Here is a 16,772-nt window from a genome sequence, read left to right as displayed (position 1 = left end):
CTGCGCAGCAGTCGTAGTCCGGCAGACGCGGTTTATCTGACGCACCGCAGCGACTTGTTTACGACCGCTTCGTCCGAACGCAGCCTCGCAAAACTCGTCAGCTGCTACGGGTTTCGAAACGAGGCCTTCATCTGCGCTCATGTTATGGTGCCCCCCTCCTATCACACCTGTTCATCCAGTATGTTCGTGACTTCCCGCTCTATGCGCCTGGCGCTGTACACGCTGCTGATCATCGCCGGTGCAGCCCTTGCCGCCGGTTTGGCCATGCGTCACGCCGAACGCCAGGCGCTGGTGGACGACGCCGTGCGCGCCAACGAGCAACTGGCACTGTATGCCAACTCCCTGCACACCCTGATCGAACGTTATCGCACCCTGCCCTCCGTGCTGGCGCTGGATCCGGAACTGAGTTCAGCGTTAAACGGCTCGGTCAACCCAAGCCAGCAAGACACGCTGAACCGCAAACTGGAACGCATCAACGGCGCCGCACAGTCTTCCACGCTGGAACTGCTCGACCGCACTGGTCGGGCCGTGGCCGCCAGTAACTGGCGGCTACCGAGCAGCTATGTTGGCCATAACTATGGTTTCCGTCCGTACTTCAGCCAAACCCGCAGCCAGGGCGCCGGTCGCTTTTATGCAGTGGGCGTGACCAGCGGCATCCCCGGTTATTTTCTGTCCAGCGCAGTGACCGGCGACAGCGGCGAGTTTCTCGGCGCAATGGTGGTGAAACTGGAGTTCCCCGAACTTGAGCGCGAATGGCGTCAGGGCAGCGACATCCTGCTGGTCAGCGACGCCCGCGGCATCGTCTTCATCGCCAACCAACCCGGCTGGCGTTATCGCCAGTTGCAGCCGCTGTCGGACAACGACCGCAGCGAGCTCAAAGCCACCCGCCAATACGACAAGCAACCGCTGACCCCACTCGAACACCGCGCCCTGCGGCACTTCGACGAGAACAGTTATCTGGCCCGTGTCGAGGGTCCGGACGGTACGGCCGATTACCTGTGGGAATCGCTGCCGCTGACCGCTGAAGGCTGGACGCTGCATCTGCTGCGTCGCCCGCAGGCCGCCATCGAAGACAGCCGTAACGCCGGGCTGGCAGCGGCCGGTCTGTGGCTGACACTGGTGTTTTTGCTGCTGTTCCTCAACCAGCGCTGGCGCCTGGCCCGCCTGCGTCAGCGCAGCCGTGAAGAACTCGAGAAACTGGTGGAAGAACGCACCCGCGATTTGCGCACCGCTCAGGACGGCCTGGTGCAATCAGCCAAACTCGCCGCCCTCGGGCAGATGTCCGCCGCGCTGGCCCATGAAATCAACCAGCCGCTGACCGCTCAACGCATGCAGCTGGCGACGTTGCGCCTGCTGCTGGATCACGGCCGGATAGACGACGCCTATAAAGCCATCACCCCGCTGGATGACATGCTGACGCGCATGGCCGCCCTTACCGGCCATCTCAAGACCTTCGCCCGCAAGAGCCCCAGCGGTTTGCGCGAGCGGCTGGACCTGGCGGCGGTGGTCGATCAATCCTTGCACCTGCTCGACGCTCGTATGCGCGACGAAAACGTCAGCAGCGTGTTACACCTGACCCGCCCGGCTTGGGTACGTGGCGATGCGATTCGTCTGGAGCAGGTGCTGATCAACCTGCTGCGCAATGCGCTGGATGCCATGAGGGACAAGCCGCTCAAGCGCCTGGAAATCCGCATCGAGTCCGATCCACCTCTGTGGCGGTTGACGGTTGCCGACAGCGGCGGCGGTATAACTGAAGAGAATCTGGCGAATGTCTTCGACCCGTTCTTCACCACCAAACCGGTGGGTGACGGCCTCGGTCTCGGGCTGGCAGTATCTTACGCCATCGTCCACGAACACGGCGGTCGCCTCGCTGCCGGCAATCACCCAGGCGGCGCGATCTTCACCCTGACCCTGCCTATCGCTCTGGAGGCGCAAAACCCATGTTGAACTCGGTGATTGTGGTCGACGATGAAGCCAGCATCCGTAGCGCCGTGGAGCAATGGCTAAGCCTCTCGGGTTTTGTGGTGCAACTGTTCAGTCGCGCCGAAGAGTGCCTGGCGCAACTGCCGAGGAATTTCCCCGGGGTGATTCTCAGCGACGTGCGCATGCCCGGCATGGGTGGCCTGGAGTTGCTCGGTAAGGTCCAGGCGCTGGACCCCGATCTGCCGCTGATCCTGCTCACCGGCCATGGCGACGTGCCGATGGCGGTGGAAGCCATGCGCGACGGCGCCTACGATTTTCTGGAAAAACCCTTCAGCCCCGAGACCTTGCTCGGCAGCCTGCGCCGGGCGCTGGATAAACGTCGGTTGGTACTGGAAAACCGCGCCTTGCACGAGCAGGCCGACAACCGCGCCAAACTCGACGCCAGCCTGCTCGGTGTTTCCCGTGGTCTGCAGACCTTGCGTCGACAAGTGCTGGACCTCGCGGCGTTGCCGGTCAACGTGCTGATTCGTGGCGAAACCGGCAGCGGCAAGGAGCTGGTCGCCCGTTGCCTGCACGATTTTGGCCCCAGGGCTGACAGGCCTTTTGTGGCGCTGAACTGTGCGGCGATCCCCGAGCAGTTGTTCGAAGCCGAGCTGTTCGGCCACGAAAGCGGCGCCTTCACCGGCGCTCAAGGCAAGCGCATCGGCAAGCTCGAATACGCCGATGGCGGTACGCTGTTTCTCGATGAGATCGAAAGCATGCCGCTGGCCCAGCAGGTCAAACTGCTGCGGGTGTTGCAGGAGCAGAAACTGGAACGGCTGGGCTCCAACCAGAGCATCCGGGTTGATCTGCGAATTATTGCTGCGACCAAACCCGACTTGCTGGATGAAGCCCGCGCCGGGCGTTTTCGTGAAGACCTGGCCTATCGTCTGAACGTCGCTGAATTGCGCCTGCCGCCCTTGCGCGAACGGCGCGAAGACATCCCGTTGTTGTTCGAGCATTTCGCCTACAGTGCAGCGCAACGCTTGGGGCGCAGTTTCCCGCCACTGAGCGGTCCGCAACTGAGCCGTCTGCTCAGCCACGACTGGCCGGGCAACGTCCGTGAACTGGCTAACGTCGCCGAACGTCAGGTGCTTGGGCTCAGTGAACCGGAGCCTGAAGGCATCGAACCGGGTCAGTCCCTCGCTGCCCAGCAGGAAGCCTTCGAAGCACACTGCCTCAGGGCTGCCATGACACGGCACAAAGGTGATATCAAAGCGCTGCTTGCCGAATTGCAGCTGCCACGCCGGACTTTCAATGAAAAAATGCAGCGCCATGGGTTGGCGCGAGAGATGTTTTTGAAGGAGGAGTGATCCGTCTCCAAAAGATCGTTCCCACGCTCCCGCGTGGGAATGCAACCCGTGACGCTCCGCGTCACATTCAAGAGCGGACGCAGAGCGTCCAGTGAGGCATCCCCACGCAGAGCGTGGGAACGATCAATCGGCTATTTTCCGCTCATTGCACCCCGCCTCATAAGCGGATTTCCGCTTACGAAATCACCACAACCCCTCTAAACCAAGCCTCTTCGTCCTGGCACAGCTCCTGCTATAGCCCTCCCAGGCTGCGTTTCGGCGCGCTCCACAAAAACAATTAGACGAAGGATCCTTTATGGATAACTCAAACACCCTGCCTCTTGGGTCGGCGGCTGCGCCGGCAAAAGAAAGAACCACTTCCAGCCGTATCAAATCGATTTTCAGCGGTTCTGTCGGCAACATGGTCGAGTGGTACGACTGGTACGTCTACGCGGCCTTCTCGCTGTACTTCGCCAAAGCGTTCTTCCCTAAAGGCGACACCACTGCACAGCTTCTGAACACCGCTGCGATCTTCGCCGTGGGCTTTTTGATGCGCCCGATCGGTGGCTGGCTGATGGGCCTGTATGCCGACCGCAAAGGCCGCAAAGCGGCGTTGATGGCTTCGGTGCTGTTGATGTGCTTCGGCTCACTGATCATCGCCTTGAGCCCCGGTTATGAAACCATCGGCGTCGGCGCGCCAATTCTGCTGGTGTTCGCCCGCTTGCTGCAGGGCCTGTCCGTGGGCGGCGAGTACGGTACCTCAGCGACCTACCTGAGCGAGATGGCAACCAAGGAACGTCGTGGTTTCTTCTCCAGCTTCCAGTACGTCACGCTGATCTCCGGTCAGCTCATCGCGCTGGCGGTACTGATCGTGCTGCAACAAACCCTGACCACTGAACAGCTGTACGACTGGGGCTGGCGCATCCCGTTCGCCATTGGCGCGCTGTGTGCGGTTGTCGCGCTGTATCTGCGTCGAGGCATGGAAGAAACCGAGTCGTTCTCCAGGAAGGAGAAGTCCAAAGAAAGTGCGATGCGCACCCTGTTGCGCCATCCCAAAGAGCTGATGACTGTGGTCGGCCTGACCATGGGTGGTACGTTGGCCTTTTATACCTACACCACCTACATGCAGAAGTACCTGGTGAACACGGTTGGCATGAGCATCTCTGACTCCACCACCATCTCGGCGGCCACATTGTTCCTGTTCATGTGTCTACAACCAGTGGTTGGCGGGCTTTCGGATAAAGTCGGGCGGCGGCCGATCCTGATAGCCTTCGGCATTCTCGGCACCTTGTTCACCGTTCCGATCCTCACCACTCTGCACACGGTCCAGACCTGGTGGGGCGCGTTCTTCCTGATCATGGCCGCGCTGATCATCGTCAGCGGCTACACCTCGATCAACGCCGTGGTCAAAGCCGAATTGTTCCCGACCGAAATCCGCGCCTTGGGCGTCGGCCTGCCTTATGCCCTGACCGTATCGATCTTCGGCGGCACCGCTGAATACATCGCGCTGTGGTTCAAGAGTATCGGCATGGAAACCGGTTACTACTGGTACGTCACCGCCTGCATCGCCGTTTCGCTGCTGGTGTACGTGACCATGAAAGAAACCCGCAAACACTCGCGAATCGAGACGAACTGACAGGCAAAAAAACGCGCAAAGGTGCAATGCCTTTGCGCGTTTTTGTCTGTGAGACCGTAGTGAATTCTTCGCGGGCAAGCCTCGCTCCTACAGAGACATGCTCCCCCGTAGGAGCGAGGCTTGCCCGCGATGGCCACGACGCAATATCAAGCCAATCAGGACAGCTCGGCAGCGCCCTGACGCACGTACTTGTTCTGAACGTACGAAGCCCCCACGATCATCAGCACCAGAATCCCCGCCAACACCAGCGACGAACCGACGGTGCCGAAGTCCAGGCCACCCTTTTCATGGGGTTTGGTCAGGAAGTCGCCCAGGGTTGCGCCGAACGGACGCGTCAAGACGAAGGCAATCCAGAACAACAGCACTGACGAGATTTTGGTGAAGTATCGCGCCAACACCACCAGCACAATCGTCGAGCCTATGAACAGCGCTCCACCGGCAAAACCCAGGCCGGAGTCGTCGGCCAGGAAGTCACCGAGGGCAGTGCCCAGGGTGTTGGAAAACAGAATCGCCATCCAATAGAACATCTCACCACGAAAAGTCTGAATTTTGCTCACGTTCAGCGAGTCGCCGCTCAGGCGCCAGAGGGCGAAGATCGTCACCAGAATCGCAATCAGAATCATCGAACCCGTGGCATAGCCCAGACCCAAAGTGCGGTCCATGAAGTCCGACATGGTGGTGCCGGCGGTACTGGTCGAGAGGATCACGATCCAGTACAGCACCGGGTTGTAGGTCTTCGAAAACAACTGCGTCACCAGCGTCAGCAGAAACACGCTGATCAGGATCATCGAACTAATGGCGTAGCCGACATTCAGGGTCATCGACAGCAAATCCCCGGCGGTTTCCCCCAAGGTCGTCGCGCAGATTTTCATGACCCAGAACGCCAAGGTGATCTGAGGAAGTTTGTTCATTCGATGCAGTGCTCCAAAGCTCGGATTTCAGATAGCCAGTTTCAATGGTTTTGGCCCGGGCGGAGACTGAATGGGTAACAGTGAAAAATAGGTAAGTACGGAATGAAAAATCCATAGAACAACAGATTCTAAGGATTTCTGTGCAATTAATGATCAGTTAATGCCCGGACCACACGCTGCGACTGATATGAGTCGACGTAGAGCGTCATACGCTAGCTGACCAGGCCACATCGGAAAGCTGCCAATTGCGTTACTACATATATCTATTAAAGCGATTGCTTTAAGCATGAATTTGCACTTTTCAATCAAGTTCACAAGCGTAGTATGAATTTCATGCTCAACGTACAACACGCAAACGAACCGGAGTAACCGCCATGAAAACCAAATTGGTCATCGCCACTATCCTCTCCGTACTGGCTGCCAACACCTTCGCCGCTGACGGCTACGATCGCACCGGCTCTGCTACCGTCGCTGCTGATGGCTACGACCGCACCGGCTCTGCCACCGTCGCTGCCGATGGCTACGATCGCACCGGTTCTGCCACCGTCGCTGCCGATGGCTACGACCGCACCGGCTCTGCCACTGTTGCCGCTGACGGCTACGACCGCACTGGTTCCGCCACCGTCGCTGCCGATGGCTACGACCGCACCGGCTCTGCCACTGTCAGCTAACACTCAATCGCGGTATCACAGCCCGGCTTCTGCCGGGCTTAATCGTTTTTGGGGATAGAAAAGATGAACACCCTCTGCAAAGATCACCGTCCCCCAATCGAAGCCCCCTACGCTGGAAATAACCTGCGGCGCGATGCACTATGACCGACTCCCCTTCCAGTCCCACCTCAGGAACCCCGCGCGATGTCTGACGATATCCATTACTACGAACCCGCCCAGGGCCATGGCCTGCCCCATGACCCGTTCAATGCCATCGTCGGCCCCCGTCCTATCGGCTGGATTTCCTCGCAGGATGCCCAAGGCCGCCTGAACCTGGCGCCCTACAGCTTCTTCAATGCGTTCAACTACATTCCGCCGATCATTGGATTTTCCAGCGTCGGGCGCAAAGACAGCCTGAACAATATCGAGCAGACCGGCGAGTTCGCCTGGAACCTGGCGACCCGCCCGCTGGCCGAGCGGATGAACCAGAGTTGCGCGACAGTGCCCGCTGAGGTGAACGAGTTCGAACTGGCCGGGCTCACACCGGTCGCCTCGAAAGTCATCGCTGTGCCACGGGTAGCCGAAAGCCCCGTGTCCTTCGAATGCAAGGTCACGCAGATCATTCAACTGCAACGCTCAGACAAGGAGCTGGTGCCCAGCTGGCTGATTCTCGGCGAAGTGGTCGCCGTGCATATCGCCAAGTGGCTGCTCAAGGATGGGATCTACGATACCGCCGCGGCAGAGCCGATTCTGCGCGGCGGCGGGCCGGCGGATTATTTCCAGCTGGGGCCTGAGGCCTTGTTCAAAATGTTCCGCCCGGGGGCGGTCAAATAGTTTCCCAGGACAATTCGCCGTCTTCACTCACGTCGATCAACTGTTCAAGCTTTTGCGCGGCAGCCTGATCGGCGTCATGGGCGGTCTTGAATTTCTGGTCTTCGAGCACTTTATGAAAACGCGGGGCGCCTGAACCACCCAGGGCCTTGACGGCGATAGCGGCGCTGTAACCACCCTCACCCGGTACAACAGCGGAAACTGCTTCGAACTGCGCAAACTCTTTACGTGCCATGTCGCGGATCCTGGCCAATTGAAAGTCGGCCATTCTAAACCTTCAACTGGCCAGCTTGTGCATCGCAGGTAAGTTCAGTTGCGCGTACTCAACCTGGGCCTGAGCTGTCGAGACATCACTGAAGGTATGAAAGTCCAGGCTGTTGACCACCAACTCCTGCACCAGCTCGGCGAAAATTTCCATGGCAGGGGTACCGAAGTAGGCAGTCATGGCCTGATGGTTGATCCAGAAACCGGACACCAGCCACAGCTCTGGGTCGCACAATGAATGCTGCAGGGCAAAATGCAGGCAACCGGGTGCCTGACGGGTCGTTTCAATCAGGCTGCTCAAACGCACGCCTAACTCCATCGAGCGTCCGGCGCGGGCCCGAGCAAAAACCATATGACTGACGGGAATATGCGTGGACATCGTTGATCCTCCCAAGGTGTAGACGATCTGCAGCCTTGAGACGGGCTGCGACAGGATCAAAGATTAAGCGCCCGGCGCACGGGCCGTTAGTCGATTCCTGCCGGCTTATTGCACAATCCTGCGCCAACGCTCCGATTGCGCAGGTCGGTGGGAAATCCACGCTACAAACGTGACAGTCGTGTTTCAAGCAACTTTCTCCACGCCGAACCCGTTGTATCTACTCTGATTTTTAACCCGAAGCAGGATCAGGCAAGTTTTATGCAGCAATTGCCTACCACCCGGCCTTGCACAAACTTAAGCTGTGCCCATCCGAAAAGCTTCGCAGAGGATGTCACCCATGTCATCGCTCGATCACACCCAAGCCCCGCTGGACGCCGACATGGAAAAACAGCGCGCGGAACTGGCCACTATCATCCGCCGCAACACCGGTGAAGATGGCACCTACACGACGGCCATCGGCTCGTTGTTTGTGTCGCGGCATAGCTGCTCCCACGACTTCGCTCCGGTGCTTGCCCAACCGGCGCTGTGCATCCTCGCCCAAGGCCGCAAGGAAGTGCGCCTGGCTGACGAACACTTCAACTATGATCCGCTCAACTACCTGGTGGTCTCGGTCTCGATGCCGTTGAGCGGTCGGATAGTCGATGTTTCGCCAGAGCATCCGATCCTGGCCTTGCGCCTGGATATCGACCCGGCAGAGATTACCGCGTTGATTGCCGATGCGGGCCCCATGGGCGTGCCAACCCGCCCCACCGGGCGTGGCCTCTATGTGGAGCGACTCGACCAACCGATGCTCGACGCGGTGCTGCGTTTGGCCCGTCTGCTCGACAACCCGAAAGACATCGCCATGCTCGCGCCGCTGATTCGCCGGGAAATTCTCTATCGGTTACTGCGCAGCCATCAGGGCTATCGTCTGTATGAAATCGCCATCGCCAACAGCCAGAGCCATCGAATCAGCCAGGCGATCAAATGGCTCAACGGTAATTATGAGCAGCCTTTGCGCATTGATGATCTGGCGCGGGAAGTGAACCTCAGCGTCTCGACCCTGCACCACCGCTTCAAAGCGATGACCGCAATGAGTCCGCTGCAATATCAGAAGCAACTGCGCCTGCAAGAGGCGCGGCGCTTGATGTTGGCTGAAGGGCTGGATGCGTCGGCGGCGGGCTATCGGGTGGGCTATGAAAGCCCGTCACAATTCAGCCGTGAGTACAGCCGGTTGTTCGGCGCGCCGCCGTTACGGGATTTGGCGCGGTTGCGGTCGTAGGAGCGAGGCTTGCCCGCGATGAACGATGATGCGGTCAGCCAGACAAACCGCGGCGCCTGTATCGCGGGCAAACCTCGCTCCTACAGCGATGGGCTGCGCAGCAGCCCCACATACAATTATCGGCTACGCCCCCAACACCCGACATGCTTCGGCCGGAATCGTCACTGACACCGGGTTGCCGATACTCAAGCCAATCCCCTGACACGGTGTACTCAGCGCCGTCAGCGAAACCCCGGAACACTCGACTGTGGTTTCAATCGTCGCGCCAATATCGCGAACGAACGTCACCTTGCCCAGCAGGCGGTTGCCCGCTGTTGCCTGAGGTTGCGACAGTTGCAGATCCTCAGGGCGCACCAGCATTTTGACCTTCTCACCGACCACGATGCTGCTGCAAATCGGCACATTGAGCGAGTCGCCGCCCGGCAAACTTATCTGCCCATTCCCCAACGCGGTAGCCGGGAAAATGTTCCCTGTGCCGATAAAGTCGGCGACGAACTCGTTGGCCGGATGCCGATAGATTTCGATCGGCGTACCGACCTGCTGTACCCGATGCTCGCCCAACACCACCACGATATCGGCCATGGTCATGGCTTCACGCTGGTCATGGGTGACCATGATGGTGGTGATGTTCAGGCGTTGCTGCAGCTGGCGGATTTCCACCTGCATCGATTCGCGCAGCTTGGCGTCCAGTGCCGACAGCGGCTCGTCGAGCAGAAGGATTTTCGGGCGCGAGGCAATCGCCCGGGCAATCGCCACGCGCTGGCGCTGACCACCGGAGAGTTTCGATACGGGCCGGTCGACCATCTCTTGCAATTGAATCAGTTGCAGCAACTCGGTGACCCGCGCCTGCTGATCGGCCTTGCTGACCCCACGCAGTTTCAACGGGTAGGCAATGTTCTCGCCAACGGTCATGTGCGGGAACAGCGCCAGGGACTGAAAGACCATGCCAAAGTTGCGCTGGTGCGCCGGGGTATGGCCAATGTCTTCACCGTCCAGACGAATCTCGCCGCCAGTCAGGGTTTCCAGCCCGGCGATCATTCGCAGCAAGGTGGTTTTTCCGCAGCCCGAAGGGCCGAGAAAACACACCAGTTTGCCCTCGGGCAAATGCAGATTGACGTCCTTTACCGCGCACGCCGTGCCGTAATGTTTCTCGACGTTTTCCAGAATCAGTCCAGTCATGTTGCACCTCAAATCAAAAGGAAACGCCACCTTCACCGACCAGCTTCTCCAGTGCCCAGATCAGGACAAAGTCGATAAGCACGATCAGCACGGCGAACGAGAAAACGGTCGGGTCGAGCGACGACACGGTGCGGCTGTACATCCAGATCGGCACGGTCATCACATCGATGGTGTAGAGGAAATAGGTCACGGTGAACTCGTTGAACGAGACGATGAAGGCCAGCAGCATCCCGGCGAGAATCCCCGACTTCATCAACGGCACCACCACATCGACAATCGCCCGCAGCGGTGAAGCACCGAGCATCTGCGCGGCCTCTTCGACTTCGCTGCCGATGGACAGCATCGCCGCCGTGCAGTTTTTCACCACGAACGGCAACGCCAGGATGACGTGGGCAATCACCAGCCGCGAGGTGGTCATCTGGAACGGCAGGCTGTCGAACACCAGCAGCAACGCCAGCCCCAACACCACCATCGGGAACACCAAGGGCAAAGACATAAGCTGCATCGCCACGGCCTTGCCGCGGAACTCGCAACGGGTCAATGCATAAGCCGCCGGCACCGCGATCACGGTCGCGAAAACCATGGTCAGGCACGCCACCATCAGGCTGGTGGTCATGGCTTTGCCCAGGCTCAATACATCGCTGGTGTCGGGCGAAACAAAGGTATTCCACGCCGCCTTGTACCATTGCAGGCTGTAGCTGCCGGGCGGGAAGTCCAGGTTTGAGGCGCCACTGAAAGACATGACAATCATGGTCAGGATCGGCAATACCGCCAGCAGCAGAATGAAGCCTGAAAGGACCCCGGCGAACCGCCCGGTGTCTCCGGGAAGCAGCGACTGGCGCTTCTTGATTAGCGTGCTCATTGCGAAGCCTCCAGCATGCGCCGACGACGGCCCGTGATGTATTCGGAGAGGGTCATGATTGCCAACGTAGTGACGATCAACACCACCCCTGCGGCGGATGCGGCAGGCCAGTTCATCAGCGGCGCAATCTGGTCATGAACCATTACCGCTAGCATCGGCACCCGTCGACCACCGAGCAACAAAGGCACCACAAAGCTGCTGGCGTTGTAGGCAAACACCAGCGTCGCGCCGGTAATAATCCCCGGCAGGCTCATGGGCAATACCACTTGGCGGAACACCTGCAAGCGGCTCGCGCCCAGGGTCGCGGCGGCCTCTTCGTAGGTGCGGGCAACGCCGCGCATAGCGCTGGCAATCGGCAACACCGCCAACGGGAACGCGGTCTGCACCAGCCCCATCAACACGCCGTTCTGGTTGTACAACATCATGATTGGACGCTTGATCAGGCCCAGGCCCATCAGCGCCTGATTGAGCATCCCGCCCGGCCCGAGGATCACCAGCCAGCCGTAGCTTTGCAACAGCAGGTTGACCAGCAATGGCAACAGCACCGCGGCTAGAAATATCCGGCGTACCAAAGGCGATGTCAGGCGCGACATGGTGTAAGCCACCGGGATCGCCAGCAACACCGCGATCACTGCGCTGAACAAGGCCAGGCGCAAGGTCAGCAGCAATGACTTCAGGTAATAGGGTTCCAGCAATTGGGCATAACTGGCCAGGCTGAAGCCGGTCCATTCCGCGCCCTTGGTGCCCACGCTCATGCGCAGCACCAGCAGGCTGGCGGCAATCAACACGCCGAGAAACAGCATCGACGGTGTGAGGAAAAGCCAGGCGCGGGTGGTCGGCGAAACACCGCGAGCCGGGCGCACGTTCGCGGCGCCGACCGGGTGGGTCAGGGATTGGTGTTCCATAGCAATGATCTCGTCAATGGAAAGCAGGAAACCTGGGGACTGGACTTGTCTTGATGCTGAGCAGTGTAGGAGCGAGCTTGCTCGCGATGACTGCCTACCAGTCAACATTGATGTCGACTGCAAGTCCGCTATCGCGAGCAAGCTCGCTCCTACAAGGGATCTTCATTGCTTCGCGGTCAGCGGGACAAATCCAGACCTATTGGCTCAGGAAGAAAAGATTTCCGTGTAACGACGAATCCATTGGTCATGCACGGTGGCCAGGAAGGCGTTGTCGTGCATGATCGCCTTGTCGGCAATCTGCTCCGGCGTAAGGATGTACGGGCTCTTGCGCGCTTCGGCGGAGATGATGGCCTTGGCGTTGACCGGGCCGTTGAAGATATCTTCAGCCATCTTGCCCTGCACCAGCGGGTCGAGAGAGTGGTTGATAAAGGCGTAGGCCAGATCGGTATCGCCGGGACGATTTTTCGGCATCACAGAGAGCATCAGGTCGGTGTAGAAGCCTTCCTTCATGCCGAAGGTGGCACCCAGACCGTAGGCCGGATCCCGAATCTGTTTAGGGAAAAACGCCGGGGCGTAAAGACCGCCCATATCCAGCGAACCGGTGCGGAACAATTCAGCGATCTGGTTGGGGTTTTCACCCAGCGTCACCACACGGCTCTTGAGCTCTGCAAGTTTCTTGAAGCCCGGCTCGATGTTGTGCTCGTCACCACCGGCCAGTTTGGCGGCGATGATGATCAGGTCCATGGCCTCGGTCCAGTTCGGCGGCGGCAGGAAAATGTTCGGCGCCATGTCCGCATCCCACAACGAGGCGTAGCTGTCCGGGGCTTGCTTCACGGTGCGGGTGCTGTAGATCAGGCTGTTGCACCAGAGCAGGTAACCGATGCCGTGGCCGTTGGCACCGGTGCGGTATTTCTCCGGCACGTCGACCAGGTTGGGAATGCGGTTGAGATCGGGTTTTTCCAGCAGACCAGCGGCGGCCAGGCCTTCAGCGCCAACACCCGCCAGGGTGATGATGTCGTATTGCGGACGATCACCACCGGCCTTGAGTTTGGCGACCATTTCCGAGGTGCTGCCGGTACGGTCAGCAATGACCTTGGCGCCAGTCTTGGCTTCGAAGGTCGCGGCAATATTGCGCAGTGCCGCCAGCCCGGTGTCATCCGACCAGGTCAGCAGGCGCAGGGTCTTGCCCTGAAAGCGCGTATCGCTGGCATTGGCCCGGATAAACGGCATGCTCATGGCTGCCGCGGCAACCGAAGCCACTCCCACCGTTTTGATGAACTGTCTTCTGTTCAGATCATGCTCGCCCATTACGGACTCCCTTTCTTCTTGTAGGTATGAGTTGTAGGTATGAGGTTGGTCGCATCCAGGCGCCCGGTGATCGATCTAGCTCTAACTCCCGTAGATCACGGGGTGTAGCTAAGTCGGCTGGTTCATCCTGAGGTTGCGCAGAACGCGCAACAATCGAAAATTTGTCATTGAAGCCATGTGCCAAACGCATGCCTCGTTTCGAGGCATGCGTGGACCGTTTTCGGGCCGTCAGATGGCGCGAATCACGTGTTTTATTTCCTGAAACGCCTGCATGCCCCACGGCCCTAACTCGCGGCCGATGCTGCTCTGTTTGTAGCCACCCCAGGCCGTCTGCGGGAATATCACTTGCGGCGCGTTGATCCACACCAACCCGGCCTGCAAGGCGTTGGCGACCCGCTCGGCAGCCTCGCCATCGCGACTGACCACGCTGGCCACCAGACCGAATTCACTGTCATTAGCCAGGTCGATCGCCTCTTCTTCGCTGGCAAAACTGCGCACACAAATCACCGGGCCAAAGATCTCTTCACACCACAACGCACTGTCGAGGGGCACTTCGGTGAAGATCGTCGGCCGCAAAAAATATCCGCGCGGCGCATTTTCTGGCCGCTCACCGCCGCAAATCAGCCTGGCGCCAGCGCTCAGCCCACGATCGATGTGCCCAAGCACCCGCTGGTATTGCGCCTGATTGACCAGCGAGCCCATCTCGACATCCGGGTCAAACGGGTCTGCCACGCGAATTCCTTCGGCACGCGCCTTGAGCCGCACCAGGAATTCGTCCGCCAGCTCCTCGGCCACCAGCACACGGCTGGTGGCCGAGCACATCTGCCCGGCGTTGAAAAATCCGCCGCCACTGGCCAACTCCACCGCCAACTCGATATCGGCATCGGCGAGCACCAACAGCGAAGACTTGCCGCCCAGCTCCAGGCTCACACCTTTGACGGTTTCCGCCGCTCGCTGCATGACCTGAACGCCCACTGCATTGCTGCCGGTGAAGGAGATTTTCGCCACTCGTGAATCAGCCGCCAGCGGTGCACCGACCGCCAGTCCGGTGCCGCAGACCAGGTTGAACACGCCGTTGGGCAAGCCGCTCTCGGCAATGATCGCTGCCAATTCCAGTTCCGGCAGCGGTGTAACTTCCGACGGTTTGAGCACGACGCAACAACCGGCCGCCAACGCCGGGGCGAGCTTCCAGGCGGTGGTGACCATCGGAAAGTTCCACGGCACGATCAAGCCCACCACGCCGCAAGGCTCACGGCGTACACGGGCAGCGAAGTCCTCGCTCGGCAAAGCCACAGCACGGTCCTGCTGAGCGTCCATCGCCTCGGCAAGTCCTGCGTAATACTCGAAGGTGGCAATCACGTCATCGACATCGATGCCCGCTTCGAACAGCGGTTTGCCATTGTTGCTCGACTGCAGCTGCATCAAGTGCTCACGGCGTGCCTGCACGCCGCTGGCGATCTTACGCAGCACTGCGCCACGCTCAGAGCCGCGGGTTTTAGCCCACTGCAAAAACGCAGCGCTGGCAGCATTTACCGCTTGCTCGACCGCTTGCCCATCGCCACCGCTCACGGTGGCCAACGGTTCTTCCGTGGCCGGGTTGATCACCGGCAAACGTTCGCTACCCGCGCGCCATTGGCCGTCGATATACAAGCCATTCAAGATTTCCTGGCTGCTCATGCTTGCACCGCCTGCATCCAGGTGCTCTGGTCGATTTCGATCAGGGTCGGACGTTGACGATCAATGGCTGCCCGCAACGCGGCACGCAGTGCGTCGACACCGTCGATGGCTTCTGCTGCACACCCCAAAGCCTTGGCCACGCCAATGAAGTCCGGGGTGTAGATGTCCACGCCCACCGGTTCGATGGCGCGGTTGACCATGTATTTCTTGATCTCTTCGTAGCCCTGGTTATTCCACAACAACACGATGACCGGTGTTTGCGCTTCCACCGCGCAGGCCAGTTCCGACAACGTGAATTGCAGCCCGCCGTCGCCGATCAGGCACACCACGGGTCTGCGCGAAATGCGCTCGGAACCGCCACCGAGCCAGGCGCCAATGGCTGCCGGCAAGGCGTAGCCAAGGGTGCCGTAACCGGTGGACGAGTTGAACCAGCGACGCGGTTGCTCAGGGTTGAATGTCAGGTTGCCGGTGTACACCGGTTGGGTCGAATCGCCGACAAACACCGCTTCAGGCAGCTCGTGCAGAACAGTCTCCAGGAACAGGGTCTGGGCGCGGGTCGGTGCGTCCCAGATGCTCTCAAGCTCGGCACGCAACGTGGCTGCGCGGGCATGGCCCCAGTCGGAGCGACGCTCGGCCAGGGTGTGTCCGCCAAGTTCCGTCAGCAAGGCTTGGGCCGCCGTTTGCGAGTCGGACACCAATGCGACCTGCGGCGAGTAGTTGCGTACGGTCTGGTCCGGGTCGATGTCGACGCGCAACAAGGCGCCGGGAATCTCGAAGCCACCGGCAAAGGTGATGTCGTAATCGGTCTCGGCCAATTCAGTGCCGATCGCCAATACTACGTCGGCATCCGCCACCAGCGCGCGAGTGGCGACCAGCGATTGAGTCGAACCGATCAACAGCGGATGGCGCGAGGGCAGCATGCCCTTGGCATTGATGGTCAACGCCACCGGAGCGTCCAACAGTTCGGCCATCTGAGTGAGTTCGGCTGCCGCATCGATGGCACCGCCGCCCGCGAGGATCAGCGGACGTTTGGCGGTGGCCAGTAATTGGCTCATCTGCGCGACGGCTGAAGGCGCTGCACCGGCGCGGGCGATGCTGACGGGCTGACTGGTGAGCAAGTCATCGGCGTCTTCGACCAAAACGTCGAGAGGAATTTCGATATGTACCGGACGCGGACGCCCGGCCTGGAACAGGGCAAATGCCCGCGCCAGTACACCCGGCAATTCGGCGGCGGACATCAGCGTATGGGAAAACGCCGCCACACCACCTACCAGCGCGCTCTGGTTCGGCAGCTCATGCAGCTTGCCGCGCCCGCCGCCCAACTGGCTGCGCGACTGCACGCTGGAGATCACCAGCATCGGAATCGAGTCAGCGTAGGCCTGGCCCATGGCGGTGGTGATGTTGGTCATGCCAGGGCCGGTGATGATGAAGCACACACCCGGTTTACCACTGGTGCGGGCATAGCCATCGGCCATGAAACCGGCGCCTTGTTCGTGGCGTGGAGTGACGTGGTTGATTCTCGAGCGAGCCAGCCCGCGATACAGCTCAACGGTGTGTACACCCGGAATGCCGAACACCTGCTCGACGCCATAACCCTCGAGTAACTTGACCAATACTTCGCCGCACGTCGCCATTTTTGCTGCCCTTCTTATTAG

At 59.9% G+C, this 16,772-nt stretch carries 15 protein-coding genes; 6 read left to right on the top strand and 9 right to left on the bottom strand.

Translation table 11 applies throughout. From position 1 onward, the window contains the following. Positions 1–180 precede the first annotated feature (180 nt). The 3 genes from AC07VR_RS25445 to AC07VR_RS25435 all read left to right on the top strand — a co-directional run bounded on the left by AC07VR_RS25445 (position 181) and on the right by AC07VR_RS25435 (position 4,890). On the top strand, positions 181–1,947 hold the full coding sequence (locus AC07VR_RS25445) for a sensor histidine kinase (RefSeq protein WP_494992061.1): 1,767 nt from the start codon (positions 181–183) through the stop codon (positions 1,945–1,947). Further along, positions 1,941–3,275, top strand: a complete 1,335-nt coding sequence (locus AC07VR_RS25440; protein WP_495012933.1) for a sigma-54-dependent transcriptional regulator — start codon at positions 1,941–1,943, stop codon at positions 3,273–3,275. Before AC07VR_RS25445 ends, AC07VR_RS25440 begins: the two co-directional genes overlap by 7 nt. A 295-nt stretch (positions 3,276–3,570) precedes the next feature. Beyond that, positions 3,571–4,890: an MFS transporter gene (locus AC07VR_RS25435; protein ID WP_495012932.1), complete on the top strand. Its 1,320-nt coding sequence runs from the start codon at positions 3,571–3,573 to the stop codon at positions 4,888–4,890. 155 nt (positions 4,891–5,045) lie between these two features. On the opposite strand, the gene AC07VR_RS25430 is transcribed toward AC07VR_RS25435, so the two are convergent. After that, the gene (locus AC07VR_RS25430; RefSeq protein WP_494992058.1) at positions 5,046–5,801 is read right to left on the bottom strand and encodes a COG4705 family protein; all 756 of its coding nucleotides are present in this window, start codon (positions 5,799–5,801) and stop codon (positions 5,046–5,048) included. A 374-nt stretch (positions 5,802–6,175) separates the two neighbouring features. On the opposite strand from AC07VR_RS25430, the gene AC07VR_RS25425 reads away from it, so the two are divergent. Together AC07VR_RS25425 and AC07VR_RS25420 are read left to right on the top strand one after the other, a co-directional pair. Next, entirely contained in the window at positions 6,176–6,472 is a 297-nt protein-coding gene (locus AC07VR_RS25425; RefSeq protein ID WP_494992057.1) for a hypothetical protein, read from the top strand. 183 nt (positions 6,473–6,655) lie between these two features. Continuing rightward, entirely contained in the window at positions 6,656–7,285 is a 630-nt protein-coding gene (locus AC07VR_RS25420) for a flavin reductase family protein (RefSeq protein ID WP_494992056.1), read from the top strand. On the opposite strand, the gene AC07VR_RS25415 is transcribed toward AC07VR_RS25420, so the two are convergent. Both AC07VR_RS25415 and AC07VR_RS25410 read right to left on the bottom strand, forming a co-directional pair. Then, the gene (locus tag AC07VR_RS25415; RefSeq protein WP_494992055.1) at positions 7,278–7,550 is read right to left on the bottom strand and encodes a hypothetical protein; all 273 of its coding nucleotides are present in this window, start codon (positions 7,548–7,550) and stop codon (positions 7,278–7,280) included. The genes AC07VR_RS25420 and AC07VR_RS25415 overlap by 8 nt on opposite strands. A gap of 9 nt (positions 7,551–7,559) precedes the next feature. Then, on the bottom strand, positions 7,560–7,925 hold the full coding sequence (locus AC07VR_RS25410; protein ID WP_494992054.1) for a putative quinol monooxygenase: 366 nt from the start codon (positions 7,923–7,925) through the stop codon (positions 7,560–7,562). 337 nt (positions 7,926–8,262) lie between these two features. Here AC07VR_RS25410 and AC07VR_RS25405 point away from each other — a divergent pair, with 337 nt between their 5' ends. After that, complete coding sequence (locus AC07VR_RS25405; RefSeq protein WP_494992053.1) at positions 8,263–9,186, top strand: AraC family transcriptional regulator; 924 nt, start codon at positions 8,263–8,265, stop codon at positions 9,184–9,186. Positions 9,187–9,309: 123 nt separating this feature from the next. On the opposite strand, the gene AC07VR_RS25400 is transcribed toward AC07VR_RS25405, so the two are convergent. The 6 genes from AC07VR_RS25400 to AC07VR_RS25375 all read right to left on the bottom strand — a co-directional run bounded on the left by AC07VR_RS25400 (position 9,310) and on the right by AC07VR_RS25375 (position 16,751). Further along, positions 9,310–10,365: an ABC transporter ATP-binding protein gene (locus AC07VR_RS25400; protein ID WP_494992052.1), complete on the bottom strand. Its 1,056-nt coding sequence runs from the start codon at positions 10,363–10,365 to the stop codon at positions 9,310–9,312. Between the two features lie 13 nt (positions 10,366–10,378). Further along, positions 10,379–11,227, bottom strand: a complete 849-nt coding sequence (locus tag AC07VR_RS25395; protein ID WP_495012931.1) for an ABC transporter permease — start codon at positions 11,225–11,227, stop codon at positions 10,379–10,381. Continuing rightward, a complete protein-coding gene (locus AC07VR_RS25390) occupies positions 11,224–12,132 on the bottom strand; it encodes an ABC transporter permease (protein WP_495012930.1) in 909 nt (302 codons plus the stop codon). The genes AC07VR_RS25395 and AC07VR_RS25390 overlap by 4 nt, the downstream gene beginning before the upstream one ends. A gap of 204 nt (positions 12,133–12,336) precedes the next feature. Then, positions 12,337–13,440, bottom strand: a complete 1,104-nt coding sequence (locus tag AC07VR_RS25385) for an ABC transporter substrate-binding protein (RefSeq protein ID WP_494992049.1) — start codon at positions 13,438–13,440, stop codon at positions 12,337–12,339. A 228-nt stretch (positions 13,441–13,668) separates the two neighbouring features. After that, positions 13,669–15,117: an aldehyde dehydrogenase family protein gene (locus AC07VR_RS25380; protein WP_495012929.1), complete on the bottom strand. Its 1,449-nt coding sequence runs from the start codon at positions 15,115–15,117 to the stop codon at positions 13,669–13,671. Further along, complete coding sequence (locus tag AC07VR_RS25375; protein WP_495012950.1) at positions 15,114–16,751, bottom strand: 5-guanidino-2-oxopentanoate decarboxylase; 1,638 nt, start codon at positions 16,749–16,751, stop codon at positions 15,114–15,116. Before AC07VR_RS25375 ends, AC07VR_RS25380 begins: the two co-directional genes overlap by 4 nt. Positions 16,752–16,772 lie beyond the last annotated feature (21 nt).

The organism is Pseudomonas sp. GW821-FHT02H09 (assembly GCF_059421425.1).
This window is presented reverse-complemented; position numbering and strand designations above follow the sequence as displayed.

Excerpts from the sequence above, each read along its gene's own strand:
- AC07VR_RS25415 (WP_494992055.1), bottom strand. The coding sequence starts at position 7,550 with ATGGCCGACTTTCAATTGGCCAGGATCCGCGACATGGCACGTAAAGAG.
- AC07VR_RS25440 (WP_495012933.1), top strand. The coding sequence starts at position 1,941 with ATGTTGAACTCGGTGATTGTGGTCGACGATGAAGCCAGCATCCGTAGC.
- AC07VR_RS25380 (WP_495012929.1), bottom strand. The coding sequence starts at position 15,117 with ATGAGCAGCCAGGAAATCTTGAATGGCTTGTATATCGACGGCCAATGG.
- AC07VR_RS25400 (WP_494992052.1), bottom strand. The coding sequence starts at position 10,365 with ATGACTGGACTGATTCTGGAAAACGTCGAGAAACATTACGGCACGGCG.
- AC07VR_RS25445 (WP_494992061.1), top strand. The coding sequence starts at position 181 with ATGTTCGTGACTTCCCGCTCTATGCGCCTGGCGCTGTACACGCTGCTG.
- AC07VR_RS25375 (WP_495012950.1), bottom strand. The coding sequence starts at position 16,751 with ATGGCGACGTGCGGCGAAGTATTGGTCAAGTTACTCGAGGGTTATGGC.
- AC07VR_RS25430 (WP_494992058.1), bottom strand. The coding sequence starts at position 5,801 with ATGAACAAACTTCCTCAGATCACCTTGGCGTTCTGGGTCATGAAAATC.
- AC07VR_RS25425 (WP_494992057.1), top strand. The coding sequence starts at position 6,176 with ATGAAAACCAAATTGGTCATCGCCACTATCCTCTCCGTACTGGCTGCC.
- AC07VR_RS25420 (WP_494992056.1), top strand. The coding sequence starts at position 6,656 with ATGTCTGACGATATCCATTACTACGAACCCGCCCAGGGCCATGGCCTG.
- AC07VR_RS25385 (WP_494992049.1), bottom strand. The coding sequence starts at position 13,440 with ATGGGCGAGCATGATCTGAACAGAAGACAGTTCATCAAAACGGTGGGA.
- AC07VR_RS25390 (WP_495012930.1), bottom strand. The coding sequence starts at position 12,132 with ATGGAACACCAATCCCTGACCCACCCGGTCGGCGCCGCGAACGTGCGC.
- AC07VR_RS25395 (WP_495012931.1), bottom strand. The coding sequence starts at position 11,227 with ATGAGCACGCTAATCAAGAAGCGCCAGTCGCTGCTTCCCGGAGACACC.
- AC07VR_RS25405 (WP_494992053.1), top strand. The coding sequence starts at position 8,263 with ATGTCATCGCTCGATCACACCCAAGCCCCGCTGGACGCCGACATGGAA.
- AC07VR_RS25410 (WP_494992054.1), bottom strand. The coding sequence starts at position 7,925 with ATGTCCACGCATATTCCCGTCAGTCATATGGTTTTTGCTCGGGCCCGC.
- AC07VR_RS25435 (WP_495012932.1), top strand. The coding sequence starts at position 3,571 with ATGGATAACTCAAACACCCTGCCTCTTGGGTCGGCGGCTGCGCCGGCA.